Below are 26,356 nucleotides of genomic sequence, written 5' to 3'. Positions count from 1 at the left end.
ATCCACCCCCTTGTGGCGAGAGAAGGGCCGGAATTGGCGATCGCATTGCGGGACAATGCTCCTATAATTGCGTCCGCTGCTCCGGTACCCCCGGGTCAGCCATGGGGCGCAGCCCGGCCGGGGCCACGAGCGAGGCCGGGCAGCGTGCCCCGTCGGCTTCGCCGCCTCACCTGCGGCGCGAACGAGGAGTGGGCACTGTGGGACGGATCGTCGTCATCAGTACCGGCGGGACGATAGCCAGCCGCTGGCAAGGTTCGGGGTTCGCCGCCGACGCGCATGGCCGCGAGGTCATGGCGACCGCCGCGGTACCCGAAGGCGTCACCGTCGAGGTCGTCGATCTGTTCAGCGTGAACAGCCCGCGTCTGACCACCGCCCACCAGCTCACCCTGCTCCGCACAGTGCACGAGGTCCTCGCCGACCCCGACGTGCAGGGCATCGTCGTCACCCACGGCACCGACACCCTGGAGGAGTCGGCGTTCCTGGTCGACCTCCACCACGACGACCCGCGACCGGTCGTATTCACCGGCGCCCAGCTTCCGCTCGACGCGGCCGACGGCGACGGACCCGGCAACCTCCACGACGCGCTGCTGACCGCCGCGACGACGCGCGGTCTCGGCGTACTGGTCGCCTTCGACGGCAAGGTGCACTCCGCCCGCGGCACCGTCAAGACACAGACACTCGCCGCCGATGCCTTCGCCGACCCCTCCGGCGCCCGCATAGGAAACATCGGCTTCGGCCGCATCTCCGTACTGCGCCACCCTCAGCGCCCGGCCGCGCTGGCCCCGCCCCGCATGCCTGACGCCCTGCCCCGCGTCGACATGGTCATGCACCACTCCGACGCCGACCCGCTGTTGCTGGAAGCGGCCGTGCACGCGGGGGCCAAGGGAATCGTCCTGGTGGCCACCGGCGCCGGCAACGCCACCCCCGAGATGGTCGAGGCCGTCGCCTCCGCCACCTCCCGCGGCGTGCTTGTCGCCCTGACCACCCGCGTCCAGGCCGGACCGGTCACCGAGATCTACACCCGCGGCGGCGCGGTCGACCTCGTGGCCGCCGGCGCCGTGCCGACCGGCACGCTACGGGCCGGCCAGGCCCGGATCGCCGTGCTCACCGCACTGCTCGCCGCCACCGATCCGGGTGAGCGGGAACGGGTACTGCGCCACGCGCTCGGCGAGGCCGTCTCCGCCGGCGCCGGGCCCGCCGAACTCGTCCAGTCATAGACGCCGGCCGGTAGCTCTCCGTACCCGCCCCGGGAAACCCGGCGTCGCCTGCCCGCAGGCTCACCCCATAGGGCCGTCTCGTCCCACCCTCCGCGCATGTCCCCGACAGGAGAGTCCGCACCTCCATGGCCACGCACGACAACGTCCACCCCGAGGTCCGCGCCGAGCACGATCTGCTCGGTGACCGGGACATCCCCGCCGACGCCTACTACGGCATCCACACCCTGCGGGCGGTGGAGAACTTCCCCATCACCGGCACCGCCATCTCGGCCTACCCCGACCTCGTCACGGCCCTCGCCTGCGTCAAGCAGGCAGCGGCCCTCGCCAACCGGGACCTCGGCCTGCTGGACAGCCGTAAGGCGGCCGCGATCGTGAGCGCCTGCGAGGAGATCCGCGCCGGAAAGCTCCACGGCGAGTTCGTGGTCGACGTGATCCAGGGCGGCGCGGGCACCTCGACGAACATGAACGCCAACGAGGTCGTCGCCAACCGCGCCCTGGAGCTCCTCGGTCACCACAAGGGCGAGTACGCGCACCTGCATCCGCTCGAGGACGTCAACGCGGGACAGAGCACCAACGACGTCTACCCGACCGCCGTCAAGATCGCCCTCGACTTCACCGCCCAGCGTCTGCTGGACGCCATGGAGGTGCTCCGCTCCGCCTTCGCCGCGAAGGCGGAGGAGTTCGCGGACGCCCTGAAGATGGGCCGTACCCAGCTGCAGGACGCGGTGCCCATGACCCTGGGCCAGGAGTTCGCCACGTACGCCGTCATGCTGGAGGAGGACCACAAGCGCCTCACCGAGGCATGCGAGTTGATCCGCGAGATCAACCTCGGCGGCACCGCCATCGGCACCGGACTCAACGCCCACCCCCAGTACGCGGCGCTGGCCTCCCGGCATCTGCGCACCATCACCGGACTTCCACTGTCGGTCGCCTTCGACCTCGTCGAAGCCACCCAGGACGCCGGCGCGTTCGTCCAACTGTCGGGAGTGCTGAAGCGCATCGCCGTCAAACTCTCCAAGACCTGCAACGACCTGCGACTGCTCTCCTGCGGACCGCGCGCCGGCCTCGCCGAGATCAACCTGCCGCCGGTGCAGGCCGGTTCCAGCATCATGCCCGGCAAGGTGAACCCCGTGGTCCCCGAGGTGGTCAACCAGATCGCGTTCGAGGTCATAGGCAACGACATAACGGTGACCATGGCAGCCGAGGCGGGCCAGCTCCAGCTGAACGCCTTCGAACCGGTCATCGCCCACAGCCTGCTGAAAAGCCTCACCCACCTGAGGTCCGGGTGTCTGACCCTCGCCGAACGCTGTGTCACCGGCATCACCGCCAACCGGGAGCACCTCGCGCACCTCGTCGCCCACTCCATCGGCCTGGCGACCGCGCTGAACCCGCACATCGGCTACGAGCAGGCCACCGCCGTCGCCCAGGAAGCCCTCAGGACCGGCAGGAGCGTCCCTGAACTCGTCCTCGACAAGGGCCTGCTGACCCAGGAGGAGCTTCAGCTCATCCTGCGCCCGAACACTCTCGCCCGTCCGCACCTCCAAGCCGCCACGGTGGGTGCGCTCGACGGCTGACGGTTCGAAAACGCCCTCCGGCACGGTCTCGACGCCCTTGGCGCAGGCCGAGTCGCTGAACAGCTGCGTCTTCGCGGTCTCACGGCGACGGCGCAAGGCTCCGTCTCACGAGCGGCGGCACTTCATTGACGCTCGGAGGCCGATCAGCCCGAACTGGCTGCCTGCTGACAGCCGACGGTGCAGGCTACGACTTCCGTGCGTCGGCCAGTTTGTCCAGTTCGCGCATCGCTTCGGCGTGGGCGCTCATCCGGCTGCTCACACTGCCGCTCGTGAAGAGCGCCACACCAGCGACTGACACCGGCAGGGACAGCCCGAGCACGGCCAGGGCCTCTGGCCAGTCGCGTTCGTTCTGACACCAATCACCCCTTTGCAGGCCCTCGTTGGCCGTGCCACGCTCCGTCAACAACCGTGATTCACACTCCTGCGGGTAACGGTCGCCGGGCTCCTCTTCGACCTCGTACGGCGTGAGGAGCAACACGACACACCATGTCCACAGGAGCGCCGCCAAGGCCAACAGGCCGATGCCCCAGGCGCGTATCCGCGTGGCCCGGTCGCGGAAGTCGAGGTCGTACTCACGTGATCGCATGGCGGACGAATCTATCAGCGGTTTCGCGGCTCGTGTCATCCGCTGTGGCTGTGACTTGGGCGTTCTCAGGGCGTCTCAAGCATGTCGTCCGCCGCAGTCTCAGATCCGTGTCGCTTTCCGGACGGTTTCTCGCCGAGCAGATACTTTTTGAAGGTCTGTGGAGGGTTCTCGGGTGTCTTCCTGGCCGGCTCCGCCCCCCGGTCGAGGGTCTGCAAGCACCCCCGGAAGAGGTCTAGCTGTACTCGCCGGTGCACACGTCGATGAACACGGTGGGATCGAATTTCTCGCCGTGCCCCGGGTGGAACGAGCTGATTTTCCGGTAGGTCCGCACGCCTTGGCAGTCGCCGAGGTCGAAGGCGACGACGCTGGCGGGCTCCCATGGGCTCTCGGCCACGGATCTGTCTCCGGTTACGTAGAGGGATTCGCCGGTTCCGGTGGCCTGTGTCTTGCCCCACGAGGTCCACTTCACGTTACGCACGATCCCGCTGGGGCTTCCTCCGTTGTAGAACATGGTGGGCTTCGACAGTCCGTAGCCCTTCTGGTTGGGGCCCCACAGGGTGCCGAGCACCGGGCTGGGCGCCGGGCCGCCGGGGGCCCAGGCGAAGGCTGTGGCGGCGTCGGCGAGTTCGACGGTCGCGCCCTTGTTGTCGGTGGCGACGAGCCGGGAGGCCGGTGCACGGTAGTCGTTCATCCCGACGTCACCTGCGCGGTAGGCTTTCCAACCGCGCTCAGCAGCGCCTCCGTTGACCGCGCTCTGCGGCGTCTTGGTCCATTTGCCGTTGCTGAGGCTGTACACGGCGGGCTTGGTCCGCTGGTCTGTGCCGGTCGCGGACGCGGAGCATGTTGCGCCGGGCTGTGCGAACGCACTGGCCTGGACGTTGTTCTGCGGATCGATCCAGACGCTGTTGATACGCAGCGGCCGGTCCGGGGAGTCCGGCAGGCGGGTGGTGGTCTGCTTGCCGGTGTCCAGGTTGATGACGGTGACAGTGTCCGAGGGGATGCAGGTGTCGGTTCCCGGGCTGTTGCCCGCATAGGCGAGGATGGTGCCGTCCCGGTTCACGGCCGCGTGTTCGCCGGGCGCGGCATCTCCTCCGGGAACCTGGGTGATGGCGTCGTCGACGACGGACGCCACGTAGTTGTTCGCTGCCACCCGGTAGAGCCTGTTGGCGTCGTCGGAGCCGGTGTTGTGCTCGATGGTGAACACGAGCAGTTCGCCGCCGGCGGAGGTGGTGCCGAGCAGGTGTACGTCGAGGTCGGACTCCGCCGGGTCGAACAGCATGCCCTCAAGCTTCAGGGGTGCGGGGGCACCGCCGGCGAACGGGTGGGCCATGAGCGTGGAGCTGTCCTTGACGGTGACCAGACGCCCGTTGTGGAAGGCGAGGCCGGCGCAGCCCGTGCACTCCCAGTTCTGGGTGCCGCCGGTTTTCACATTGCTGAGATGCAGGGTGGAGTTCGCTCCTTCGGCGGGTCTGGCCAGCCAGCCGAGACGGCTGCGATCGGGGGACCAGACAAGGTCGGTGACGGTGCTGCCGGGCGGGACTTGCGCCACGACTGTGCTCTTGTCGCTGCCGGTGCGGAACTGGACGGTGCGGTCGGTGGCATAGGCAATGGTCGGCATGGTGGCTGCCGCCGGTGCCAACTGGGGGGCGTCGGGGCGGGTCCACACCATGGCTCCGACGACAACGGCCGCGGTGGCGATGGCTGCGGCAGCTGCTTTGGCTCCCTGGCGCCGCAGAGCGCGGCCCGCGGACGGCGGCCCGGGAAGATTCGCCGCAGGAGGCGGCGGGGGCGGCGGCGGGGACTGCAGAGCGACAGCGGCCGCTGCGGCCCAGGCCACATTGAGTGCGCGGATGACCGAGTCCCGGATCTGACCGGCGAACAGGACGACGACCAGGGCCGGCGCCCACTCAGCTTGCAGAGCCGCGTTCTCACGCCCGCAGACGTGGCAGCTCTGACAGCCGGCCGCGGTAGAGCACTCGCTGATCTTGAGGACGTCTTTCACCCTGCAGGTCACGCATTTCGCGCAGGACCCGCAGTCAGCGCAGTTGCGGACATGTTTGACGGTGTGATCACGCAGTGCTGTGCTGAAGCCCTTGGCGTACTGGCCGATGATGGCGGTCAGCCGGGTGCACAGGGTGCGGTCGTTGTGGACGAGCAGGTAGGCCTGGAAGCCGACGGCCAGGGCCTTCGCCACGCGGGTGACCTTGTTCTGTACGGTCTTCTCGCCGACGGGTTCGCCGGCCAGGGCCAGGCGCCGCGTGATGGCCTGGACTGTGAGTTCCTCCTGGTAGTAGAGGCGGAAGAGTTCCTGCTCCGCCGGAGCGAGGGTCTGAGCCACCTCCCCCGCGATCCGGTGGGCCTGGGCGAGTCGTGCGGGGTCGTCCCGGGCCGTGCCGACGCGAGGAACCCCGTCACCGAAAGGGTCTTTGCCCGAGCCCTCGACATCAGGCCGGACGGTGCGTTCCCGCACCACGCCCTGGCGCTTGTAGTGGTTGCGTTCGCGGTTCCGGCTGAAGTTGATCAGCCAGCCACCGAGACGGTCAGGATTGGATGGCCCCTCCCCGTCCATGAGCTTGGCGAACGCGGCGGCGAACGCTTCCTGAGTAACGTCGGCTGCCGCCTCCGCATCGCCCATCCGCCGCGCCGTCTCCACGGACACCTCCCGCAGATAACGGTCGGCGATCGCCTCCATGGCCTGCCTGCGCCGGTCCGGCTCCGTGGCGTGTAAGGCCCGGTCGACCAGTTCCCGGTCACTGAGTCTCTTGCAGTCCGGCTGCCCAATCCCGTCCATCGCGTTCCCTCCCCCGCGTGAGCTGCAGAAACAGCGGCTCACGGATCCTGCGTAAAAAATCTTGGCCGAACTCCGGGAAAACCCGTCGCTGTTGGCCCTGGGCCTCCGTCCGATACCTCACGGCGTCAACGGAGGACTCCATGTCCCGTCGTTCCCACCGCACCCGCCCCTCGGCCACGGCCGCGGCGGCGCCTGCCCGTTCCCAGCGCCTCACCCACGTCGCCGGCCTTGCCGGATCCGGCCTCACCGGCGCGTCCGTCACCTGGGCTGTGGCCGGCCATGGCCTGTGGGGCCTGGCCGGGGTCATCACCGCGGCCCTCCTGCATGTCCTGCACGTCACGGCACCTGTCGTCGTGGACGCGTGGTTCTGGCGGATGGCCTTCAGGGCAGTCATCCGCGAGATGCGCTGGTTCGCCCGTCACGACCACCTCTCCGACAAGATCGACCCGAAGGACCTGATGAAACTCGCCGAGCAGGTTCACCGGCGCACCCTGCGGGCCCGTACCGCGCAGTCGGAGCGCGACCAGCGGAACTGACCCGCAGCGACGGCGGAGCCCGCCGGCCCCGGCCTGCGGGCTCCGCACACGTCATACGCATCAGCACCCGCGCCCGGCACCGGCACCGGCACCGGCACCGACACCGACACCGACAACGTGACACATACCGTACAACCAACCACATAGGACACAAGGGACACTTGACGAAAGACGTCCGTTTCCTTGAATAGGTAGCCCCTTCGAGCCACACGTATTGAGGCGGACGGCCGGCATCGCCGCCTGCAAGGCATCCGCCGCCAACGCGCCTCGGTAATCGGCACGTTGAGGAAGCGGTTCAAGGCGCCGTCTACGGTCGACTGCCTGGGCGGCTGACCGCGGCGCTCGAAGCAGCAATCCACACGGCGGAAGCCCGGCATGGGCCGACCGAATGCCTCGTCAACTCAGCGCATCTGCGTGCGCGCCGTCGCGGTCATGCCGACGAGCTCGAGCTTCGGTTGAGCCGGTCAGCACACCCCACTCGCCGTCGCGACCGGCACGGCGCCGCGGGCTCGGGCTTGATCGGTCCGATGAGATCAAACACGCTGAGTTGCACACCTGTGCCGGTGGTGATGGCCTGAAGAAGCCGTGCGCCGCCCCCGTGCCGCCCGGCGGGCACAGGGCGCCGGACGCAGCCGGGCGGGTGGGACCAGCGCGGCACCGCGCGCTCCGGTTCGGCCGGCGTGTGGCGGACGGGCCGAGCTGCCGGGAGGGCAGGCATGACGACCTCAGTGATGCGAACAGTCCGGCTCCCCACGGGGGAGGAGATCCCCGCGCTCGGGCAGGGCACCTGGTTCTCGGCGAGGACCGGAGTCAGCGCGACCAGCAGATCGCCGCCCTGCGGCTCGGGCTCGACCTGGGCATGACCGTCGTCGACACGGCGGAAATGTACGGGAACGGCGCCGCAGAGGAACTCGTCGGGAAGGCCATCGACGGGCGCCGTGAGGAGGTCTTCCTCGTCAGCAAGGTGCTGCCCGGCCACGCGAACCGCCAGGGCACCGCATCCGCCTGCGAGGGCAGCCTGCGGCGGCTCGGTACGGATCGGCTGGACCTCTATTTGCTGCACTGGCGCGGACGGACCCCCCTCGAGGAGACCCTGGCCGGATTCGCCGACCTGATCGCCGCGGGCAAGATCCGCCACTGGGGGGTGAGCAATCTGGACGTCGCCGACATGGTCGAGCTGACCACCCTGCCCGGCGGCGACGCGGTGGCGCTCGACCAGGTGCTGTACAACCTCAGCCGGCGCGGCATCGAGTGGGACCTGCTCCCCTGGTGCCGCGAGACCGGCGTGACCGTCATGGCGTACTCGCCCATCGGGCAGGGACGACTGCTGGAGGCCGATGCCCTGCAGGCCGTGGCCCGGGACCTCGGGGCCACTCCCAGCCAGGTGGCACTCGCGTGGGCGCTGGAACAGGGCGTGGCCGCGATCCCGCGCTCAGGAAGGCCCGATCACGTCCGGGAAAACCGCGGCGCGGCGGACCTACGGCTGCCTCCCGAAGTGCTCGCCGTCCTGGACGAGGCGTTCCCGCCGCCCGACGGGCCCGTACCGCTGGAGGCGCTCTGACCCTTATCCCCTCGTCCCCTCGCCGTCCGGCAGTCGGCGGAGCCGGACGGCGAGGAGCCCGACATCACCGGAAGGGGTGGACCAGGATGGCGCACCCGGTACTCGTCGTCGGCATGGGCGGCTCCCTGCGTACCCCCTCCACCAGCCTCACCGCGCTTCGGGTGGCGGTCGAGGGGGCGGCCGCCGCGGGCGCCGACACGGACGTGATCGCCCTCAGCAGGCTGGATCTACCGCTGTACACGGCCGAGCACGGGGTCCCGCCGGCCGCCCGCTTTCTCGCCGACCTCGTCTACGGCGCCGACGCCCTGTTGTGGAGCAGCCCGACGTACCACGGGTCGGTCAGCGGCGCGTTCAAGAACGCGGTGGACTGGCTCGCGCTCCTCGCCGACCGCGACCCGCCCTACCTGAGCAACAAGCCCGTCGGGATGCTGACCACGGCCGGAGGGGTACAGGGCCTGCAGGCGATCAACTCGATGGATTTCATCGTCCGGGCGCTGCGTGGCTGGTCCGTTCCCCTGGTCATGGCCGTCCCGCGGTCGACGCGGGTGTTCGACGCCGACGGGAACCTCAAGGATCGGGTGGTCGCGGAACAGCTGCACGGTCTGGGTTCGGAGGTGACACGGGCGGCGCTGCAGTTCCGGGCCGAGGGCACCTGCGACTACGCGGAGGGAAGGCTGCACGGCAGCGTCCTGGGCGAGACGTGATCCCGCGCCGCCCGGCCGCTGCCCGGGTCACACCCCGGGCCGGACCGCGGCTGAGCCGGCTGCCGAGCACGCCGCCTACGAACGTGCCGCCCTGCCCGCCCCCGACCTCGCACAGCGGCTCGCAGCGCTGCTCTTCGAAATCCCGGCACCCCGGCTGCGCTGCCTGGTGGCTCGGCGGGGCGCAGTCGTTCGGGCGGTTGCGCTTGGCGCAGCCGAGTACGGATCTCGGATGCCGCAGGCGAAGACGCGACTGCCTCTTCCTGAGATCCGGCAACCGAGGCTCAGGCCTCGGCGCGCTCCTCATGAACACCTCACCCGGGCCGCCTTTCGGCGACGATGACGACGAATGGCGACGCGTGAGGCTCTGCTCTGCTCCATAGCGTGGTCAGAATTCTATAAGGAATCAACCCGCCGCAAGAATGGGAGGGGGAGTCAAATGCCTTGAAATTAAAGCAAATTGATGACCCATCAAACTGCGGCCACGGTGACTGCGGGATTTTGCCTGGCGTCTGTCTTGGGGACGCATCGATGGCCAGGTGGTGGTCGGCGCCCCGCTTCGGCCTGCGGGCCGGCTCCCCATGATCACGCGTCCTTGACGTGCTGATCTATGCTGGACAACATCACTCGAAGGGGTTGCACGTGCACTTTCTCACTCTCGGAGTGATGGCACAGTCACGCAAAGAGAACGAGCGTCGACTGCCGATTCACCCCTCACACTTCGACCAGATCGACTCGGACCTCCGGGGACACATTTTCCTTGAACGCGGGTACGGGGAGCGCTTCGGCATCCCCGACGAGAAACTGGCGCCCCTCGTCGCCGGGTTACGCTCAAGAGAGCAACTCATCGCTGAGTGCGATGTCGTCCTGCTGGCCAAACCGCTGCAGGAAGATCTCGAGGAACTGCGAGATGGACAGGTCCTCTGGGGCTGGCCGCACTGCGTCCAGGACAAAAGGCTCACTCAGGTGGCGATCGACCGGAGGCTGACGTTGATCGCCTTCGAGGCGATGAACCACTGGACCAACGACGGCTCGTTCAACCTGCACGTCTTCCACAAGAACAACGAGCTGGCCGGCTACTCCTCCGTACTTCACGCCTTGCAGATCAACGGTTCGACGGGCGACTACGGCCGTCGGCTTCGAGCGGCCGTGATCGGCTTCGGCGCGACCGCCCGCGGAGCCGTGACCGCTCTGAGCGCCCTGGGCGTACACGACGTCAACGTCCTCACCCAACGTGGCGTCACAGCCGTCAGCTCGCCGATCCATTCGGCGCGGATCGTACAGTTCGACCGTGACGAAGCCGACACCCGCCGCAGTTACGCCCTCTCCGACGCCGGCCGAGTACCACTGGCCGGATTCCTCGTCGAGCACGACATCATCGTCAACTGCGTACTGCAGGACACCGCGGCGCCGCTGATGTTCCTCAGCGACGACGACCTCGGTCTGCTCGCACCGGGCACCCTCATCATCGATGTCTCCTGCGACGAGGGCATGGGCTTCAGTTGGGCGCGGCCGACATCGTTCATCGAGCCGACGTTCGTGGTCGGCGAGAACATCCTCTACTACGGCGTGGACCACAGCCCGTCCTACCTGTGGAACTCCGCGACCTGGGAGAACAGCGAGGCACTGCTCCCCTTCCTGCGGGCCGTGCTCACCGGACCCAGCACCTGGGAGTCCAACGAGACCATCCGCCGCGCCATCGAGATCCGCGACGGTGTCATCCAGAACCCCAGCATCCTGGCGTTCCAGCACCGTTCGGCTCAGTACCCGCACCTGCCTGACTGACCGACAGGATCGACGCCGAAGCGGCAGCGCATGCTGTCCGGCCGAGCCACCGCAGCAGCGAAGCTCGGCGACAGCCCTGTCGAGGCGCTGCGAATACCCGCGGTGCCGTCCGGAATCCAGCACTAGCTAGCCGACGAGCTTGCGCAACTGCGCGTCGACGAGTGTCGGCGGGACAGTCGCCGGGCGGCCGTTGCCCGCGATGTTCATCGCGCTGACGTTCACCACCGTCGTGCCGGAGCGGACGACGACGTACGTCATGGGCACCCTGATCTCCTTGGGACCTACGAGCACCTGGTCGAAGGAGAAGGAGACCGACTCGTCGCCCGTTCCGGGGTCCGGCAGCGCGGTGATCCTCTCGTATCGGAAGGTGGGGTCGACGGAGAATGTCCTGCAGCTGCGGACACCGGCGCGCAGATCGTCCATCGCCTTCTCGGCTTCCGCCTGACGGTACGAGGCCAGGGCCAAGGTCGCCCCATCCGCCCTCGGTTTGGTGATGATCCGGACGAGGCGGGCCAGCGGTCGGGCGTCGCCGACCTGCGCGAGCGCGCCCGACATGGCCGCGCATTCGGGCGGGTTCGCATCAGTGCGGCGATGACCAACCATTTCCGCCGCGAGCCCGCGGCCACGAGCCCAGGACCGTCGTCAGGAAACTCGCCCCTGGAGGCGGCCCCGCAACCGGAATTTCGCGGGATCTGGCGCCTCACACCTGGGCCATGCCGCCGTCCGCGAAGAGCTCCACGCCGGTGATGAAACTCGAGGCGTCGCTGGAGAGGAACACCGCCGCCTTGCCCATTTCACGGGGATCCGCGATCCGCCCGGTCGGGTTGCCCTCCCCCATGGTTTTGACGGCAGCGTCGACCTGATCGGCTCCCTGGGCCATCCCCAGAGCGCGCCTGAGGGACTCGGTGTCGACCGCTCCGGGGCTGAGGACGTTCAACCGGATGCCTGATCCCTTGATGTCCTGGATCCAGGCGCGGATGAAATTGCGCACCGCGGCCTTCGCGCCGCCGTACATGCTCATCCCTCGCGGAGGCTGGATGGAAGCCGTCGACCCGATGATGACGACCGTTCCGCCGGACGGCAGCAGCGGCAGCGCCGGCTGGACGGTGAACAGGACGCCCTTCGCGTTGACGTTGAACGTCCGGTCGAACTCCTCCTCCGTGATCGAGCCGAGCGGGGCGTGAGCACCGATGCCGGCGTTGGCCACGACTGCGTCGAGCCTCCCGTACCGCGTCTTGACCTCCCGGTACATCATTTCCATGTCACCGAGCTTCGTGACATCCGCGACGACGCCGGAACAGTTCGGTCCGAGCGCCGCGACTGCTTCATCCAGGTGCGTCTGCTGAAGGTCCGTGATGACCACGCGTGCGCCATGCTCCACAAACTCCTGGGCGATACCCAGGCCGACCCCGGACGCGCCGCCGGTGACAACGGCGACCTTTCCTTCCAGTGGAAGGTCCATCTTTTTCTCCTGAGAATTCTTGTCCTCCCACCGCGGTGCTTCACCTCAGGTAGTGGACTTACGGACGCAGAGGCTCAAACCGTGACGGGCTCGGAGCTTGCGATTGACCTTCAATCCCGAGCCTGGGGCGATGTCAGCACGCTGGTGGCGGGGGTGTGCGGGCGAAGGTGACGTTGCCATTCCGGCAGACGGAGACAGGCGGCCTCTTCCATGGGTTCCTCCCTCACCGACGGCGCGGTGCCCCGCTGCGCGGCAGACGCTCAGCCGGCATCGCTTCGGCTGTCTCCTCCAGCATTTGCCAGACCGGCTTCGTCCGCTCCCCGAGGTGGAAGGTTGGTCGGATCAGTTCGACGACGCCCTGCTGGGCCGCAGAATTCACGAGGTCGCAGGGCGGCAGCGGCCCCCAGCGAGCGCCTCTCAGACGCCGCTCAAGGGAGTGTCCGGAGCGACATGGTTGGCGATGGACACCAATAGTTCCGTACTGGAATTCTCGAGGGCGGTGTTGCCGATGCCCTGTGTCCCGACCGTCGCGATCGCGATCTTCTTGGAAGGCAGATAGGCGACCGTTGCCTGGTAGCCGGCGAATGACGGATTCTGCAGGAGCCAGGTGTTCTGTACGGCCAGCCCAAGGGCATAGGAGGTATTCGGCGACAGCTTGGAGACGGGTGTGATCTGTTCCTTGAACGACTCGGGCGTCAACAGTTTCCCTTCGCCCAGCCCGGTCACGGACTTCCCCAGATCCTCCAATGTTCCCGTCATGACCGCTCCCGGTGCCAGCGTCCATGACGGATCCCAGTAGGTGGAGTCCTCGAATACGCGCCGCTCGTTGTCGAAGGCATGGAGCACCGGGGAGGCAATCTCGGCTGTAGACGGGTTGTCGGTCTGGGTCAGGCCGAGGGGCTTCAGGATTTCATTCCGCATCACTTCCGCCAGTGGCTTCTTCTCCACCTTCGAGATGATGTCACCCAGGATCACCCAATTGGCGTGCGAGTAGACGAAACCGGCTCCTGGCGGCTTCACCAGGGGCTTGGAAACGGAGATCTTCACCAGTTCTTCCGCCGTCCAGTGTTGGAACGGATTCTTGTAGAGTTCGGCCACGAAGTCAGGATTCCGGACGTAGTCCGAGTATCCAGATGTGGTAGAAGCCAGCATCTTCAGGGTGATCTCGTCCGCGTGCGGAAGGTCGGGACGCCACCGAGAGATCTTGTCGTCAAGCTTGACCTTGCCCTCGTCGACGAGCTTGAGAATTTCGGTCGTCAAATAGGGAATTGCGACCGATCCGATCCGGAAATGCATGTCCGTCGAAGCAGGGACGCCCGTCATCGACTCCCCTGAAGCGACGAACGAAACTCTTTTCCCGTCGACCCATACGCCCGCCATGGCCGCATTGAGTTTGTACTTCTTCAGGGAGTCTTCGACCTGCTTCTTGGTGAAGTCGGCTGTGTCGCCTGGAATGCATGTGTCGCCTTGAGCGATCTGGCCGGACGGGCATGGCTTCGGCGCGCTCTCGGCTTCGCCGGCGACGCAGCCCGTCAGTGAAGCGCCCAAAAGCAGTTGCAGGCACATGAGGGTGACTGTCTTGGGTCTACGCACTGTGGAGCCTCCATGCAGGTCGAAGGCCACTATCCCAACATGTCGCAATGAGGGCCTGGTTTCGCATACTAACCGTCGACGTCAGCCGGCGCGCTTCAGAAGCGCTTGCAGGGGCTTCTTGCAATATGCAACCCAATGAGCTGGGTTGACGGTGGCGATCAGACAGCCGGCCAGCGGGGCAGCACGAACAATCCCGCACGGCGACTGCACCAACGCGATATCCGGCGCCATGGTTTTTGTCGGGACATATATTTCTTGGGCCATATAGCGGCGCAGTCACCGCGTTGGGCGGCCGGGTAGCCGGTCGCCGAGCGGTCTGCGGCGGTACAACGCCTGCCGTCTTTCGCGGGCCCGGATAGCCAGGCCCGTCGCGTGCGGCACTTGCATCTGCGTGGATCTGCATGGATCTGCGTGATCGCCTCGGCTCGTGGAAGGAGCAGGCGTGGCCGCGGACGACAGGACCGAGCCCGCGCAGATCATCGCCCGAGTGGGCAATTCGCGGAGTGCGAGCGTGCCATCGAGGTGTGGATGTACCTCGCCGACAAGGCTGGATGGCAGGTGAGCGCGTTCAGGACGGCTCGCTGGACACGCATGCCAGAAATTGCGGCGTCGTCGAGGTGGAAGGCTTGCGCTACCGGATCCGTCTCACGCCGCGAGTGCGGACGACGCTCGTCGACGACGCGGGAGGTTGGGTGTCGAAGCGCCCTGCCTTCTCGCACGCCGCGTGGGCCGAGCCCGTGCTGGAACCAGACGGCTTCGTCCCTTACCTCGGTGGCTGAGGCGTTGCCACCCGGGAAGGAGGGAGCGGCCGGCGGCCCGCTTGAGTGAGGACCCGTCAGCTGGTGGACTCCACCAGTTGCGCGTACTCCTTGCCGAGCTGCGACATGGCGTGCTCGAACTCCTTCTGAGAGACGGCCTCTTGCAGTGTTGTGAGGACCGCCCGGACGCCGCGGGCGGCTTCAGACTCGGACAGGCCGGTGCGCTCGCGAACTCTGCGGATCGACTCATTCGGCCCGAAGATCTCCATCTCTCCCCGCCCCCGGTTGAGCGAGTCACGCAGGGGCTCGGGAACCTCGAGGGCCAGATCGCGGGCTTCGCCGTCGCTCAGACGAAGTGCGAGCGTCTCGAGAGTGGCGCGGGTCAGATCGGCCGCTTCCTGCCGCGAGAGTCTCGAGCGATTCGCCACTGCCTGGAAGAACTCCTTCTCGTCCATGCGGGCCTCCTCATCGGAATTGAGGGATGGGCGAGGGAGGCTGACCTCACCCACCACCTTGCCACGCACACATCCGGCATGCGCGGCGCCACAGGCCGCTCCCCCCGGCACCGGGATCACTGGCTGAGGCGCTACGGCATAGCGCAGACGCCGATCGGCGCGCACCCGGAGGACATGCCGGCCCGACCGCGGGGACGGGAACGGCCCTCCCGCCCCCGCCCCGCCGTCGGCCACCCGCTGTACGTACGCGACCACCGGCTGCACCGGCTGCGGTCTGTTGACGACCTCCAGGCGCACACCGGGATTCCAGCACTGCCAGGTGTCCTTCGGTGGCCACGCCGACCAACCGAGACAGCCCCTGGACGCGCGGCGGCAGCGGATGGCCGAGGGCGTCATGCCGCCAGGGGGCGTTCCTTGGGGACGATGGGAGCCGGTAGCACGGTGGAGCCGGTCAGGTAGCGGTCCGTAGCCGCCGCGGCGGACCGTCCCTCCGCGATGGCCCACACCACAAGGGACTGGCCGCGCCCCGCGTCGCCCGCGACGAAGACCCCGTCCGTCCTGGTGCGAACTGTCGGCACGGCCTGCTCCGCCGTTTCGGCCGCGAAGGCGTCGTCCCGGGCGAAGTTTCCCCGGGCGTCCAGCGTGAGCCCGAGCTGGGTCATCAGACCGGTACCCCTTTCGGGGCCGGAGAAGCCAAGGGCGAGCAGGACCAGCTCAGCCGGGATCACCCGCTCGGTGTCCGGTCGCGGCTTTCTGGCCCGGGGCTCGACTTCCGTCAGGTGCAGCGCGCGCACATGGCCCGCCCAGTCCCCCTCGAATCGGAGGGTGGCGGAGGAGAAGACCCTCGGATCCGTGCCCTCCCGCCCCCGGGCCTCTTCATGGGCATGGGAGATCCGGTAGACCTTCGGATGGGTGATGGGCCAGGGCTCGGCCTCCGACCGGGCGTCGCCCGGTTCCGGGTTGATATCGAGCTGCACCACGCGGGCCGCGCCCTGACGCAGGGCGGTGCCCAGACAGTCCGAGGCGGTGTCCCCGCCGCCGATGATCACCACGTGCTTGCCCTCGGCGGTCACGGGGGATGCGGCGTAGTCGCCCTCCCTGACCCGGTTGGCGAGGGTCAGGTAGTCCATGGCCTGATGGATGCCGTACAGGTCGCGGCCGGGGACGGGGAGCTCCCGCCGTTCCATGGCTCCGACGGCGACGACCACCGCGTCATGACGCCTCCTGAGCTCGCCGGCGTCGAGATCGCTGCCGACGGCCGCACCCGTGCGGAACTTGGTGCCCTCTGCCCTCATCTGCTCGATGCGGCGGTCCAGGTGCCGCTTCTCCATCTTGAACTCCGGGATGCCGTAGCGCAGCAGCCCGCCGATTCGGTCGGCGCGCTCGTAGACGGCGACGGTGTGGCCGATACGGGTGAGCTGTTGCGCCGCTGCCAGTCCCGCGGGCCCGGAGCCGATGACGGCGACGGTCTTCCCGCTGAGGCGTTCCGGCGGTTTCGGCGACGCGTATCCGCGCTCCCAGATCTGGTCGGCGATGGCCTGCTCGACATTCTTGATCGTCACCGGATCGGCATTGATGGCCAGCACACAGGCGTCCTCGCACGGCGCCGGGCACAGTCGCCCGGTGAACTCGGGGAAGTTGTTGGTCGCGTGCAGCCGCTCGGCCGCCGCCCGCCAGTCGCCCCGGAACGCGTACGCATTCCACTCGGGGATGAGATTTCCGAGCGGGCAGCCGCTGTGGCAGAACGGTATGCCGCAGTCCATGCAGCGCCCCGCCTGTTCGGACACGAGTGGAAGCAGCGCCTGTCCGGCGTAGACCTCGTGCCAGTCGTTCAGCCGCTCCTCGACGGGGCGCGCAGGGACGGGCCGGCGGGGGGTCTTGAGGAAGCCGCGAGGGTCGGTCATTGCGCCGCCTCCAGCACTCGCTCGCGGTGCAATACGACGTCCCGGCCAGGGTACGCCCGCTTTGTTCCGATTTCATCGGTCGGTCGACCCAATCCGGCAGTCTGCGGTGCGGCGCAACCACGAGCGGCGAACGGTCCGCTCGCCACGCCGGACAGCCCCGCCGCGGTGCGTACCGCGCCGGTGGCTCTTGAGCGAAATCTGTGCCGCAGACGCGCTGGTTCCCCGCCCGCTCCCCCGCCGCTGGTCATCGCCGCTGCGGGGCCGGCACAGCGGATGCAGGACTGCACGACGGTGGTGACGAGCATGACGGCGCGCCGTACAGACGGGCGATTTGCTCGTACGGGTGCCGCCGGTTTTGGTTGTACAACTTCGGCCGGTGTGCTGGGGGCATGGAGCGCCCGGTGTCTTGGGTGGCCCCGCCTCGACGCCGAGCCAGACCTGGCCGTCGCGCACGAAGTAGGGGCTGTCGGGGTTGGCGGGGAGCGCGGCGTTGGCACCGCCGACGAGGACGTGTTCATCGTCGCTCGGTCACGCGCTGCCCGGTCGCCGTAGGGGAGGGAACCTCCATCCGGACCCCGTGCAGGGCGAGTTCAGCGCGTCACGATCCTGCACATCCACCGCCCTCGCCAGGCGGCACTGTGGTCAACGCCCCCGCCGCGGGCCAGCGTCGGTCGATGGCTTGCCGGTGATCCCGCCAACCTCACGCACGACCTACGGAGCGAGAACGGACGCGCCCCGACGACGTTCCCCGCGACCCGCCGGCCGGAGAGTCCTTACGCGTGCGCGTTCAGGTGGTCCGCGCGCCGGACAGCGCCTGGGCGAGCAGCACAGGTAGTCCCGCGCAGCTGTCGCGACGCGGGACTACGGGGGGACGCGGGACTACCGGGGGAGACCAACTGGCTTTGCCAGGCTGGTTCGCCGTCAACCTTCAAGCCTCAGCGGCGGTCGAAGCCGCGATCGAAGCCGCGGTCAAAGCCGCGGTCAAAGCCCCGATCGAAGCCCCGGTCGAAGCCGCGGTGGTGGTCGAAGAAGCAGACGTAGCCTATGCCCCAGTAGTAGTCGCAATAGTAGGGCGCAGACGAGTTGGACGAGTGGGACGTGCTGGTGGCACTGGCGACGCCAGCTCCGCCAAAGGCCAGGGCCACAACAGCGCACAGGCTGGCGAACAGCTGGAAAAACCTGGATGTCGTTACCCGCATGGTGCTTCCCTTTCCGGAGGCGTAGACGGGTCCGAGCCCTGCACGACGCGATGACACCAACACCAGTGAGACACTGATGCGTTCGCGAAAGGGTCCGGTACATCGGCCTTGAATATGGCAGGAATTGCCGTTCTCATGGCGGGACTATCACCATGACGGGAATCGCCATCGCCGACTCACACGCTGAATGCGCGGCATCGGGCCCACCGGGACTGCTGAGTGCAGCAAACCCCGCGGCGGGGCATCCGTCCGTCGGACAACCAACGACCAAGTGGTCGTCGATCGCGATGTTGAGATTTGTTCGTCTTCTTGTCGAGAATGAAGACGAATACTTCTTCTAATCCAAATCTAAAGTAGACATAAGCACACATGGAAGTCAAACGGGACACATCAATGCCAGGCCCGCAGGAGCCGACACGGCACCATGCGCAACTCTCGTTCGCCATTGCGCGATTGGCTCCTGCCCGGGCTCAGGTGTGTCGCGACGGGGCGCGCGGTGAGCAGTAGAATGCGCCTTCGGCTTTCGTCGCCACTATTACGAGAAGACAGCCGCCGACAGACGTCCCATACGGCCGCAAGAACGCCAGGGCCACCTCCGCAAACGCCCCCGGCTCGGCGCTGTGGATCAGGTGCCCGGCCGGAATGCTGACGACGCGCCCGCGAGGAACACGACGGGCCGGCTCAGCGACGCCCTCCTGTGACCCGTGACTGCGTGGACCGCCAGCCACAATGAGGGTCTCGGCAGTGATCTTGCTGAGGTGGTCCAACTGTTGTCCGCGGTGGTGCGCTGTCCGGCGTCGAGGTTGCGCACCGCCAGGGTGACCTCGGCGTTCGCGCCGGCAAGCGCGCGGGCGGTCTCGGTGCCTATACGGAGGCCGCGCCGGTCACGATGGCTCGGCGGCCGGTGAGGTCGACGCCGGCCACGACCCCGACGGCCGTCGATTGGGCGTCGAACGGGGTGCTGACGGGCGTTGACTCAGTCATGGGACTACCTCTCTCTTCCGCGCCTTGGCCCGCGGGCCAAGGGCGGATGCCCAGGCAGGGACTCCTTCAGCCAACCACCGGCAGCGCCTCCTCGGACCCGGTAAAGCGGCCCGCCCGCACCCGGGGTCGGGTCGGCCGGCGGCCTGGCGGTGCCCCTCACAGATGGTGCCCGCCACTCGGAAGCCGAGCTGGCCCCGCAGCCGGGCCAGCGCCGGGTGCCGGGACCGCGCCGGGAGGAGGTCGCCCAGCTCGCCGGGTGAGTGTCGACTACTACGTACGCCTGGAGCGCGGCCGCGCCGTGAACGCCTCCGAGGCCGTACTGGACGCCCTCGCCCGCGCCCTGCGTCTCAACGACACCGAGCGCGGCCTCCTCGCCGTGGCCGGGCCCACCCGGGGCGGGCGCCGCGCGATGCCTCCGCAGCGGGTCCGGCCCGGGCTGTACCGGGTACCGGAGAGGCTCACCGAGACCCGGCGATGGTCATTAGCCTCGGGCTTTCACGAGGCTAGTTGTCCGGTGGTGGGCCGTAAACGCGAGGACTGTCTCTGACCTGGGACGATAAACTTGTTTGGGACCCTGAAACGTCGTTTGGGGAGAAGCACTTCTCAGGTGAAGAAGCGTATCGGGTTGTACCCGTCTGCCCGTGCCGTGAGCGGGGATGAGCCGTGATCCTGACGCCGAGAGCGTCAGCGCCTACGTGCTGGTCAACGTGGCCGGGAACCGCGATGGAGAGCGCGTTGAAGCGCTCTCAGCTCGGCCGGAAGGTCAAGAGCGCGGGAGCTAGCGCGGGGGCTGTTCCACCATCAGCTTGCCGTTCGCGGTGATGGCTATGTCTGCTGCCCGGGCGGCGGTCCGGCGACCGCCGGGTCCAGATACGAGGGACCGGGAAGACCTTTGCGACGCATGGCGATCCCGGTCAGCGCCTCGAAGATGGCCCGCCGGGCGTTCATTGTGGTGGTGTAGCCGGGATCGAGGTGGGGTGCGACCTCGACGATATCCATGCCCACGACTGGCGTCTCGTGACAGATCCGGCGGATGGCAGGCAGCAGTTCGCGGTTGGTTAGGCCGGGTGGCTCGGGTGTGCCGGTCCCGGGCGCGAAGGCCGGGTCCAGCACGTCAATGTCCAGGGATACGAACAGATACTCCGGTCCGTCCAGCGCCTCGTCGATAGCTTGTTGGAGGACAACGTCGAAGCCGCGTCGGTCGATTTCGGCCACGAAGTGCGCCCGCAGTCCGTGCTCGCGCATCCAGTCGAACAGTTCATCGTCGGGCGCGATCGCGCTGCGCAGGCCGATCTGGATGAAGTTGCGTCCGGGGACATGTTCGTCCTCGATCAGGCGGCGGATCGGTGTGGCGTGCGAGGCGGGATGGCCGAGCAGGTCGTGGGAGCAGTCCGGATGGGCGTCGAAGTGGATCACGCCGATCTTGCCCGCCCCGTACACGTCGGCCACGGCCGCGGCGTCCGGCCACAGGATTGAGTGGTCCCCACCGAGCACGATCGGGATCGCGCCCGTTCCGGCGATCTCGCGAACCAGAGCGCGGATCGGTTCCATGGAGTTGTCGATACTGAAAGGGTCCACCGCGGCATCGCCGTAGTCGACTACCGTCAACTCCTCGAACGGCTTGATACGGGTGCTGGGATTGACCAGCATCTGCGGAGTGTGGGGCAAAATCCGCTCGTCTGCCCGGATCGCACGCGGCCCGTAGGCCGCCCCCCGGTGGCCGGCGGACATGTCCACCGGCGCTCCCAGTACGGCCACATCGACGTGGCCAGCACGCAGGTCGTCCGGATTGAGGCACAGCGGCAACCCGAACAGCGTGGCGATCCCGGCGTAAGCCGGTACGAACGCATACCGCTGCAGGTTGATCGGCCCGGGCTCGCGCCTCGGGTCGGACGTACGGTCGACTTCCCATTTCCAGGCATCCGGCGGTACACCTTCCATGAGCGGCTCCTTTCGATCTCGTCCGGACAGCCGCCTGGTACGGATGGCGCCGGGCCGGCCACACAGCCGCCACTCAACCCGACCTGTGGTGATTCGCCGCGCACCTTGGCGAGACAGACCGCAACAGTCAGTCGTTCGGACTGGTGATCAGGAGGTTGGCAGGTCACGACAGGGCATCCGGGGTTGCGCATGGGCTCCCGGCGATACTCTCCACACCCTCACTCCGGTGCGAGAGATTCAGGCGGACGACAGCTGGCGGCATGCATAGAGGTGGGAAAGGGCTGCGCTGTATGGGCTTGTTCTCCCTCTCCCGGCCCGACGAGCCCAGGAAAGCATCTGCCGTCGGACAGCTCCCGTTCTTACTCGCCTCGCGCGTTCGCGTGGCCGGGCGTCCGATGGGTGATCAGAAACGCGAAGAGTGCTCCTGACCTGCAACGATGAGACTTGTCTAGGGTCCAGGTCGTCGCATGAAAGAAACACTCCTCAGGTGAAGGAGAGTATCGGGTCCTACCCGCGTGTCCGTGTCGAGGGCGGTGGTCGCGGTGTGGTCTCGCAGGCCGGTGGTGTGCTGCTGGTCGAGACGGTCCGCAAGACCGGCCTGGACGGAGCGATATCTGCGGCGCTCGCGCCGTGGCGGCGTCCTCGGGCGGTGCACGATCCGGGGAAGATCCTGCTGGATATGGCGCTCGCGGTCGCGCTGGGCGGGGACTGCCTGGCCGACGTAGGCATGCTGCGGTCCGAGCCGGCTGTGTTCGGGCCGGTGGCCTCCGACCCGACCGTCTCCCGGCTCATCGACACCCTCGCCGCAGCCGGCCCGAAGACTCTGACCGCGATCCGGGCCGCTCGGGCCGAAGTACGCGAGCACGTCTGGAAGCTGGCCGGGAAGGCGGCGCCCGACGCCGCAGGTCAGGTGATTGTGGACCTGGACGGCGTGCTGGTCCTGGCCCACTCCGACAAGCAGGACGCGGCCGCGACCTGGAAGAAGACTTACGGACATCATCCACTGATGGGCTTCGTCGACCATGGACGCAGCGGCACCGGAGAGCCGGTGGCCGCGCTGTTGCGGCCCGGGAACGCGGGGAGCAACACCGCCGCCGATCACATCACCGCCACCCAACTGGCCCTGGCCCAGCTTCCCAAGCGATATCGACGAGGTCGCTCCACCTTGATCCGCACCGACTCCGGGGGCGGCACCCACGAGTTCGTGGCCTGGCTCGCGAAACGCGGGAGGTGGCTGTCGTACTCGGTCGGGATGACCATCACCGAAGCCATCCACCAGGCCGTCCTGAAGGTTCCCGCCTCCGCCTGGACGCCCGCCGTCGAACCGGGTGGCGAGATCCGCGAAGGCGCCTGGACCGCCGAACTCGACGGTGACGTCCTGAAGGGCTGGCCGAGGGGGATGCGGCTGATCGTCCGCAAGGAACGTCCCCACCCAGGCGCCCAGTTGCGTTTCACCGACGCCGACGGACTGCGGCTGACCTGCTTCGCCACCAACACCACCGACGCCCCGATCGCCGTACTCGAACTACGGCACCGCCAGCGAGCCCGGGCCGAGGACCGTATCCGCAATGCGCGCGCCACCGGCCTGCGCAACCTGCCCCTTCACGACGCCGCGCAGAACCGGATCTGGCTGGAGATCGTCCAGCTCGCCCTCGACCTGCTGGCCTGGCTGCCGATGCTCGCACTGACCGGCCAACCCCGGCTCTGGGAGCCCCGCCGCCTGCGGCTACGACTGTTCTCCGCCGCCGCCCAGCTCGTCACCACCGCCCGCCGCCGGCACCTGAGATTCGCCCGTCACTGGCCCTGGACCGACGTGATCACCAGCGCGATCCAGCGGCTCGAAGCCCTACCGAACCCCGGCTGACCAGTACAACGACCCATCTCGACGAACTTGAACCATCCCACCGGAACCGTGGAACCCGGCGCCCACCCCGATGCGACAGCCGGGCCACCGGCCTGCCCGTCACCGGCCCGACAAGCCGAAACGGCCCGCCGGAGAAACCGACGGACCGTCACGAAAGATCGAGGTTAGGCAGCCGTACGGACGTCCTGGCCGCCAACCCTCCGCCCCGGGCTCTGTTCACCGACTCCGACGCGGGGAACCCACCCCGGCGCAGACGGGGGCATCCCGCTGCTCGCAGTCGCCCGTAGCGGCTGCACCGCCGACGGAATCCTCGGCCTCGCCCCCGAGCACCCGCAGTCCGCGGAGGGCTTCGCCGCGCCCCGGATCCGCGACAGGGGTTGCGGTGGATCACCGCCGGCTCGTCCTCGATCGCCTCAAACGCGCGTCGTTGCCGGGCGCGCTCCGGCCGCGCAGCACCTGTCTGCTATCCGTGCATTTCTTCACGGGTGGTTCATGACAAACGCGACTGTCGCAGGCGCCGACGCCGTGAAAACGTCTCAACGACACCGGCCGAAGGAGTGCGATGAACAAGGGGTACGCCGTCTTCTGCGACGCGAACCGGCAGTTCTACGACGCTCCGCACCGGTCGCACGAGGAAGGCAGCGGTTCCGCCGCTCTCTACGAGGCCGTGCGGCGCGAGCTTCCGGACGGCTGGCAGCGCCACCGGTCGGGCGACTGGCTGGCGTTCCGACCGCTCGACAGTGCACTCCCCAGCCAGGGATGGAAGATCCACATCTCCGCCTGCCTGGACAACGCGGAGAAGGTGCTCGCACAGGTCTGGGACTACTGCGTCCCTCGATCCATCGCCTTCAAGTGCATGCCGAGCCGGTACCTGCTGCACACCCGCAACGCCAAATACGCCGACCGCGCCGCAAGCGGAAAGTTCCTCACCGTCTACCCCGCCGACGACGACCAGTGCCGCACCATCGCGGAAGACCTGGACCGTCTGCTCGCGGGCGAGCCCGGTCCGTACATACTCAGCGACTTACGCTGGGGCGCGGGGCCGGTCCATGTGCGCTACGGCAGCTTCACGGAGCGGCACTGCTATGACGACCAGGGTGAGCTGCGCCCCGCGGTCGAGGACGACAAGGGACGGCTTGTTCCCGACCGGAGGGAGCCGACGTTCCACCCCCCGGACTGGGTCACTCTCCCCGAGTTTCTGGAACCGCACCTGACCGCCCGCTCCGCCACCACGCTGACCGGCATCCCGTACCGGTTCGAGCGCGCGCTCCATTTCTCCAACGGCGGCGGCGTGTTCGTCGGCCGGGACCTGCGTACCGATGAGCAAGTGGTGTTGAAGGAGGCCCGGCCACACGCCGGCCTGGCCGCGGACGAGGCCGACGCGGTGACCCGGCTGGAGCGCGAGAGGGATGCGCTGCGGCGGCTTTCCGGCCTGCGCTGCACTCCCGAGGTGCGCGACTGGTTCACCCTGGGCGACCACTCCTTCCTCGTCATGGAGTTCATCGAGGGCCGCCCGCTCAACAGCATCTTCGCGCACCGGCACCCGCTGATCGAAGCGGACCCCAGCCCGGAGCGGCTCGCCGAGTACACCCAGTGGGCCATGCGGGTGCACCGCCTGGTGGAGGACGCCGTATCGGCGATCCACGCGCGGGGCGTAGCTTTCAACGATCTGCACCTTTTCAACATCATGCTGTCCGAGGACGAAAGCTCCGTGGTGCTGCTGGACTTCGAGGCGTCCGCGGTCGACGACGTGAACCGGCGTCAGGTGATTGCCAATCCGGGGTTCGTCGCACCTGCCGACCGCAGGGGCTTCGACGTCGACCGGTACGCCCTGGCGTGCCTGCGCATAGCCCTGTTCCTGCCCCTCACCAGTCTGTTCGCCGTAGACCGGGCGAAAGCCGCGCATCTGGCGGAGATCGCCGCCCAGCAGTTCCCGGTACCCCGCGACTTTCTCCAGGAAGCGGTCGACGAGATCCTGCGCGGCCATCGCTCCACGCGGATACCGGAGGGTCCGCCCCGAGGCGGGACGGACCCCTACCTACCCGTGGAGCTCGCCGACTGGCCGCGGAGCCGCGATTCGATGGTCCGGGCCATCCTGGCCTCCGCCTCTCCGGAGCGGGAGGACCGTCTCTTCCCCGGAGACATAGCCCAATTCGCTACGGCCGGCGGCGGCGCGAATTTCGCCTACGGAGCGGCCGGTGTCCTTTACGCCCTGGCCGAGACCGGCGCCGAACCGGCTCCGGAAGCAGAAGAATGGCTGTTGAGAGCCGCGAAGACCCCCGCTTCCGGCAGCCCACTCGGTTTCTACGACGGTCTGTCCGGCATCGCCTGGGTCCTCGACCGGCTCGGGCACCGCCAACGCGCCCTGGACCTCATCGACACGATCACCTCCCAGAACTGGCAGGACATAGCCCCCGATCTGCACAGTGGACTGGCCGGACTCGGCCTGGCCCTCGACTCCCTGGCCACCTCCACGGGCGAGAGCGCCCTGCGCGACAAAGCGCTCCAGTGCGCCGGGCTGGCAGCCGACAAGGCCGGCGCTCCCTCGTCCGGGACGGCCGGCGCCGGGGATCCACGGGCCGGACTCCTCCACGGAGCCACCGGAACGGCGCTGCTCCACCTGCGCCTGTACGAGGCGACCGGTGACCACGCCTTGCTGGACCTGGCCGCTGAGGCGCTGCGCCGCGACCTGGCCCGTTGTCTACGAGGCGTGGGCGGAGCCCTTCAGGTCGACGAGGGCTGGCGGACGATGCCCTACCTCGGCGCCGGCAGCGTCGGCATCGGCATGGTGCTCGACGACTACCTCGTCCACCGCGCCGACGAAGAGTTCGAGAAGGCCAGGGGCGAGATCGTGCAGGCGGCGCAGGCCAAGTTCTATGCCCAGCCCGGCCTGTTCCGCGGCGCCGCGGGCATGGTGCTGCACTTGAGCCGCACCACCACCGGAGGCCCGGGCACGCACGCCGCCGATCTGCGCCGTCAGATCGACTCACTCTCGTGGGGCGCGATCCCCTACCAGGGGCATCTCGCCTTCGCCGGCGAGCAGATGATGCGCCTGTCCATGGACCTCAGCACCGGCACAGCCGGCTGCCTGCTCGCGCTGGGCAGCGCGCTGCACGACAAGCCCGTGCACCTGCCCTTCCTCCCGCCGCCACGGCGGCCCTGAAACCGGTCCCCCCGTTCGGGGGGACCTGAGCAAGAAAATCCGTCCCCATGAAGGAGAGGAACAACACCATGACACTTCTCGACCTGCAGACGATGGAAACCCCCAAGACCGAGGCCACCGGCGAGCTCGCGACGGGCGGCAGCCGCGCCAGCCTGCTGCTCTGCGGCGACAGCAGCCTGAGCGTCACCACCTGTAACTGACCCGGGTTGCCACAGGACTTCGGCCCTGTGGTGACATCGGCGCCGCGGTCCCGAGCGACGACATCGCCCGGGACCGCGGTGC

19 protein-coding genes and 2 pseudogenes are annotated in these 26,356 nt (G+C 68.2%); 11 read left to right on the top strand and 10 right to left on the bottom strand.

Translation table 11 applies throughout. The features are described from left to right. The first annotated feature begins 197 nt into the window (after positions 1–197). Both J7E87_RS22260 and aspA read left to right on the top strand, forming a co-directional pair. On the top strand, positions 198–1,217 hold the full coding sequence (locus J7E87_RS22260; protein ID WP_215096247.1) for an asparaginase: 1,020 nt from the start codon (positions 198–200) through the stop codon (positions 1,215–1,217). Between the two features lie 125 nt (positions 1,218–1,342). Next, positions 1,343–2,791: an aspartate ammonia-lyase gene (gene aspA, locus J7E87_RS22255; RefSeq protein WP_215096246.1), complete on the top strand. Its 1,449-nt coding sequence runs from the start codon at positions 1,343–1,345 to the stop codon at positions 2,789–2,791. Positions 2,792–2,975: 184 nt separating this feature from the next. On the opposite strand, the gene J7E87_RS22250 is transcribed toward aspA, so the two are convergent. Both J7E87_RS22250 and J7E87_RS22245 read right to left on the bottom strand, forming a co-directional pair. Further along, complete coding sequence (locus tag J7E87_RS22250; protein WP_215096245.1) at positions 2,976–3,377, bottom strand: hypothetical protein; 402 nt, start codon at positions 3,375–3,377, stop codon at positions 2,976–2,978. A gap of 232 nt (positions 3,378–3,609) precedes the next feature. After that, on the bottom strand, positions 3,610–6,168 hold the full coding sequence (locus J7E87_RS22245) for an RNA polymerase sigma factor (RefSeq protein ID WP_215096244.1): 2,559 nt from the start codon (positions 6,166–6,168) through the stop codon (positions 3,610–3,612). 140 nt (positions 6,169–6,308) lie between these two features. Here J7E87_RS22245 and J7E87_RS22240 point away from each other — a divergent pair, with 140 nt between their 5' ends. From J7E87_RS22240 to J7E87_RS22225, 4 genes and pseudogenes are all read left to right on the top strand, one after another. Further along, complete coding sequence (locus J7E87_RS22240; RefSeq protein WP_215096243.1) at positions 6,309–6,704, top strand: hypothetical protein; 396 nt, start codon at positions 6,309–6,311, stop codon at positions 6,702–6,704. A 716-nt stretch (positions 6,705–7,420) separates the two neighbouring features. Next, positions 7,421–8,265 (top strand): annotated as a pseudogene (locus J7E87_RS22235) (aldo/keto reductase). Positions 8,266–8,351: 86 nt separating this feature from the next. After that, positions 8,352–8,969, top strand: coding sequence for an NADPH-dependent FMN reductase (locus J7E87_RS22230; RefSeq protein ID WP_215096242.1), 618 nt, complete (start codon positions 8,352–8,354; stop codon positions 8,967–8,969). Between the two features lie 639 nt (positions 8,970–9,608). Then, positions 9,609–10,751 (top strand): N(5)-(carboxyethyl)ornithine synthase, encoded by a 1,143-nt coding sequence (locus tag J7E87_RS22225; protein ID WP_215096241.1) that lies wholly within the window; start codon positions 9,609–9,611, stop codon positions 10,749–10,751. Between the two features lie 126 nt (positions 10,752–10,877). Here the strand turns inward: J7E87_RS22225 and J7E87_RS22220 are convergent, their stop codons facing one another. The 3 genes from J7E87_RS22220 to J7E87_RS22210 form a co-directional block, all read right to left on the bottom strand. Continuing rightward, complete coding sequence (locus J7E87_RS22220) at positions 10,878–11,306, bottom strand: hypothetical protein (RefSeq protein ID WP_215096240.1); 429 nt, start codon at positions 11,304–11,306, stop codon at positions 10,878–10,880. Between the two features lie 145 nt (positions 11,307–11,451). Then, positions 11,452–12,213: an SDR family NAD(P)-dependent oxidoreductase gene (locus J7E87_RS22215; RefSeq protein WP_215096239.1), complete on the bottom strand. Its 762-nt coding sequence runs from the start codon at positions 12,211–12,213 to the stop codon at positions 11,452–11,454. Positions 12,214–12,630: 417 nt separating this feature from the next. After that, a complete protein-coding gene (locus tag J7E87_RS22210) occupies positions 12,631–13,779 on the bottom strand; it encodes a serine hydrolase (protein ID WP_215096238.1) in 1,149 nt (382 codons plus the stop codon). Between the two features lie 578 nt (positions 13,780–14,357). Here J7E87_RS22210 and J7E87_RS22205 point away from each other — a divergent pair. Next, positions 14,358–14,585, top strand: coding sequence for a hypothetical protein (locus J7E87_RS22205; RefSeq protein WP_215096237.1), 228 nt, complete (start codon positions 14,358–14,360; stop codon positions 14,583–14,585). Between the two features lie 56 nt (positions 14,586–14,641). On the opposite strand, the gene J7E87_RS22200 is transcribed toward J7E87_RS22205, so the two are convergent. From J7E87_RS22200 to J7E87_RS22185, 4 genes and pseudogenes are all read right to left on the bottom strand, one after another. Beyond that, positions 14,642–15,019 (bottom strand): DUF2267 domain-containing protein, encoded by a 378-nt coding sequence (locus tag J7E87_RS22200; RefSeq protein WP_215096236.1) that lies wholly within the window; start codon positions 15,017–15,019, stop codon positions 14,642–14,644. Between the two features lie 392 nt (positions 15,020–15,411). Next, positions 15,412–16,923 (bottom strand): glutamate synthase subunit beta, encoded by a 1,512-nt coding sequence (locus J7E87_RS22195; RefSeq protein ID WP_215096235.1) that lies wholly within the window; start codon positions 16,921–16,923, stop codon positions 15,412–15,414. Positions 16,924–17,858: 935 nt separating this feature from the next. After that, positions 17,859–18,122 (bottom strand): hypothetical protein, encoded by a 264-nt coding sequence (locus J7E87_RS22190; RefSeq protein ID WP_215096234.1) that lies wholly within the window; start codon positions 18,120–18,122, stop codon positions 17,859–17,861. Between the two features lie 775 nt (positions 18,123–18,897). Continuing rightward, a pseudogene (locus J7E87_RS22185) lies at positions 18,898–19,106 on the bottom strand (oxidoreductase); the annotation flags it as partial. Between the two features lie 256 nt (positions 19,107–19,362). On the opposite strand from J7E87_RS22185, the gene J7E87_RS36540 reads away from it, so the two are divergent. Then, on the top strand, positions 19,363–19,653 hold the full coding sequence (locus J7E87_RS36540) for a hypothetical protein (RefSeq protein ID WP_374195210.1): 291 nt from the start codon (positions 19,363–19,365) through the stop codon (positions 19,651–19,653). Positions 19,654–19,931: 278 nt separating this feature from the next. Here the strand turns inward: J7E87_RS36540 and J7E87_RS22175 are convergent, their stop codons facing one another. Beyond that, a complete protein-coding gene (locus tag J7E87_RS22175; RefSeq protein ID WP_215096233.1) occupies positions 19,932–21,047 on the bottom strand; it encodes an agmatinase family protein in 1,116 nt (371 codons plus the stop codon). A 487-nt stretch (positions 21,048–21,534) separates the two neighbouring features. On the opposite strand from J7E87_RS22175, the gene J7E87_RS22170 reads away from it, so the two are divergent. The 3 genes from J7E87_RS22170 to J7E87_RS22160 all read left to right on the top strand — a co-directional run bounded on the left by J7E87_RS22170 (position 21,535) and on the right by J7E87_RS22160 (position 26,274). Then, positions 21,535–22,911 (top strand): IS1380 family transposase, encoded by a 1,377-nt coding sequence (locus J7E87_RS22170; RefSeq protein ID WP_215096232.1) that lies wholly within the window; start codon positions 21,535–21,537, stop codon positions 22,909–22,911. A 562-nt stretch (positions 22,912–23,473) separates the two neighbouring features. Beyond that, the gene (gene lanKC, locus J7E87_RS22165; RefSeq protein WP_215096231.1) at positions 23,474–26,074 is read left to right on the top strand and encodes a class III lanthionine synthetase LanKC; all 2,601 of its coding nucleotides are present in this window, start codon (positions 23,474–23,476) and stop codon (positions 26,072–26,074) included. Between the two features lie 68 nt (positions 26,075–26,142). Next, complete coding sequence (locus J7E87_RS22160) at positions 26,143–26,274, top strand: SapB/AmfS family lanthipeptide (RefSeq protein ID WP_215096230.1); 132 nt, start codon at positions 26,143–26,145, stop codon at positions 26,272–26,274. Positions 26,275–26,356 lie beyond the last annotated feature (82 nt).

Source organism: Streptomyces sp. ISL-1, from assembly GCF_018614585.1.
GTDB classification, from domain to species: Bacteria; Actinomycetota; Actinomycetes; order Streptomycetales; family Streptomycetaceae; genus Streptomyces; species Streptomyces maoxianensis.
The sequence above is the reverse complement of the archived record's forward strand: the minus strand, read 5'-3'. Positions and strand labels throughout refer to the sequence as shown.

Bases quoted from the DNA above. Each gene is read 5' to 3' on its own strand.
- J7E87_RS22220 (WP_215096240.1), bottom strand. From the start codon at position 11,306: ATGTCGGGCGCGCTCGCGCAGGTCGGCGACGCCCGACCGCTGGCCCGC.
- J7E87_RS22230 (WP_215096242.1), top strand. From the start codon at position 8,352: ATGGCGCACCCGGTACTCGTCGTCGGCATGGGCGGCTCCCTGCGTACC.
- J7E87_RS22190 (WP_215096234.1), bottom strand. From the start codon at position 18,122: ATGCGGGTAACGACATCCAGGTTTTTCCAGCTGTTCGCCAGCCTGTGC.
- J7E87_RS22250 (WP_215096245.1), bottom strand. From the start codon at position 3,377: ATGCGATCACGTGAGTACGACCTCGACTTCCGCGACCGGGCCACGCGG.
- J7E87_RS22160 (WP_215096230.1), top strand. From the start codon at position 26,143: ATGACACTTCTCGACCTGCAGACGATGGAAACCCCCAAGACCGAGGCC.
- J7E87_RS22175 (WP_215096233.1), bottom strand. From the start codon at position 21,047: ATGGAAGGTGTACCGCCGGATGCCTGGAAATGGGAAGTCGACCGTACG.
- J7E87_RS22195 (WP_215096235.1), bottom strand. From the start codon at position 16,923: ATGACCGACCCTCGCGGCTTCCTCAAGACCCCCCGCCGGCCCGTCCCT.
- J7E87_RS22205 (WP_215096237.1), top strand. From the start codon at position 14,358: ATGGCAGGTGAGCGCGTTCAGGACGGCTCGCTGGACACGCATGCCAGA.
- J7E87_RS22215 (WP_215096239.1), bottom strand. From the start codon at position 12,213: ATGGACCTTCCACTGGAAGGAAAGGTCGCCGTTGTCACCGGCGGCGCG.
- lanKC (WP_215096231.1), top strand. From the start codon at position 23,474: ATGAACAAGGGGTACGCCGTCTTCTGCGACGCGAACCGGCAGTTCTAC.
- J7E87_RS22210 (WP_215096238.1), bottom strand. From the start codon at position 13,779: ATGTGCCTGCAACTGCTTTTGGGCGCTTCACTGACGGGCTGCGTCGCC.
- J7E87_RS22200 (WP_215096236.1), bottom strand. From the start codon at position 15,019: ATGGACGAGAAGGAGTTCTTCCAGGCAGTGGCGAATCGCTCGAGACTC.
- J7E87_RS22245 (WP_215096244.1), bottom strand. From the start codon at position 6,168: ATGGACGGGATTGGGCAGCCGGACTGCAAGAGACTCAGTGACCGGGAA.
- J7E87_RS22240 (WP_215096243.1), top strand. From the start codon at position 6,309: ATGTCCCGTCGTTCCCACCGCACCCGCCCCTCGGCCACGGCCGCGGCG.
- aspA (WP_215096246.1), top strand. From the start codon at position 1,343: ATGGCCACGCACGACAACGTCCACCCCGAGGTCCGCGCCGAGCACGAT.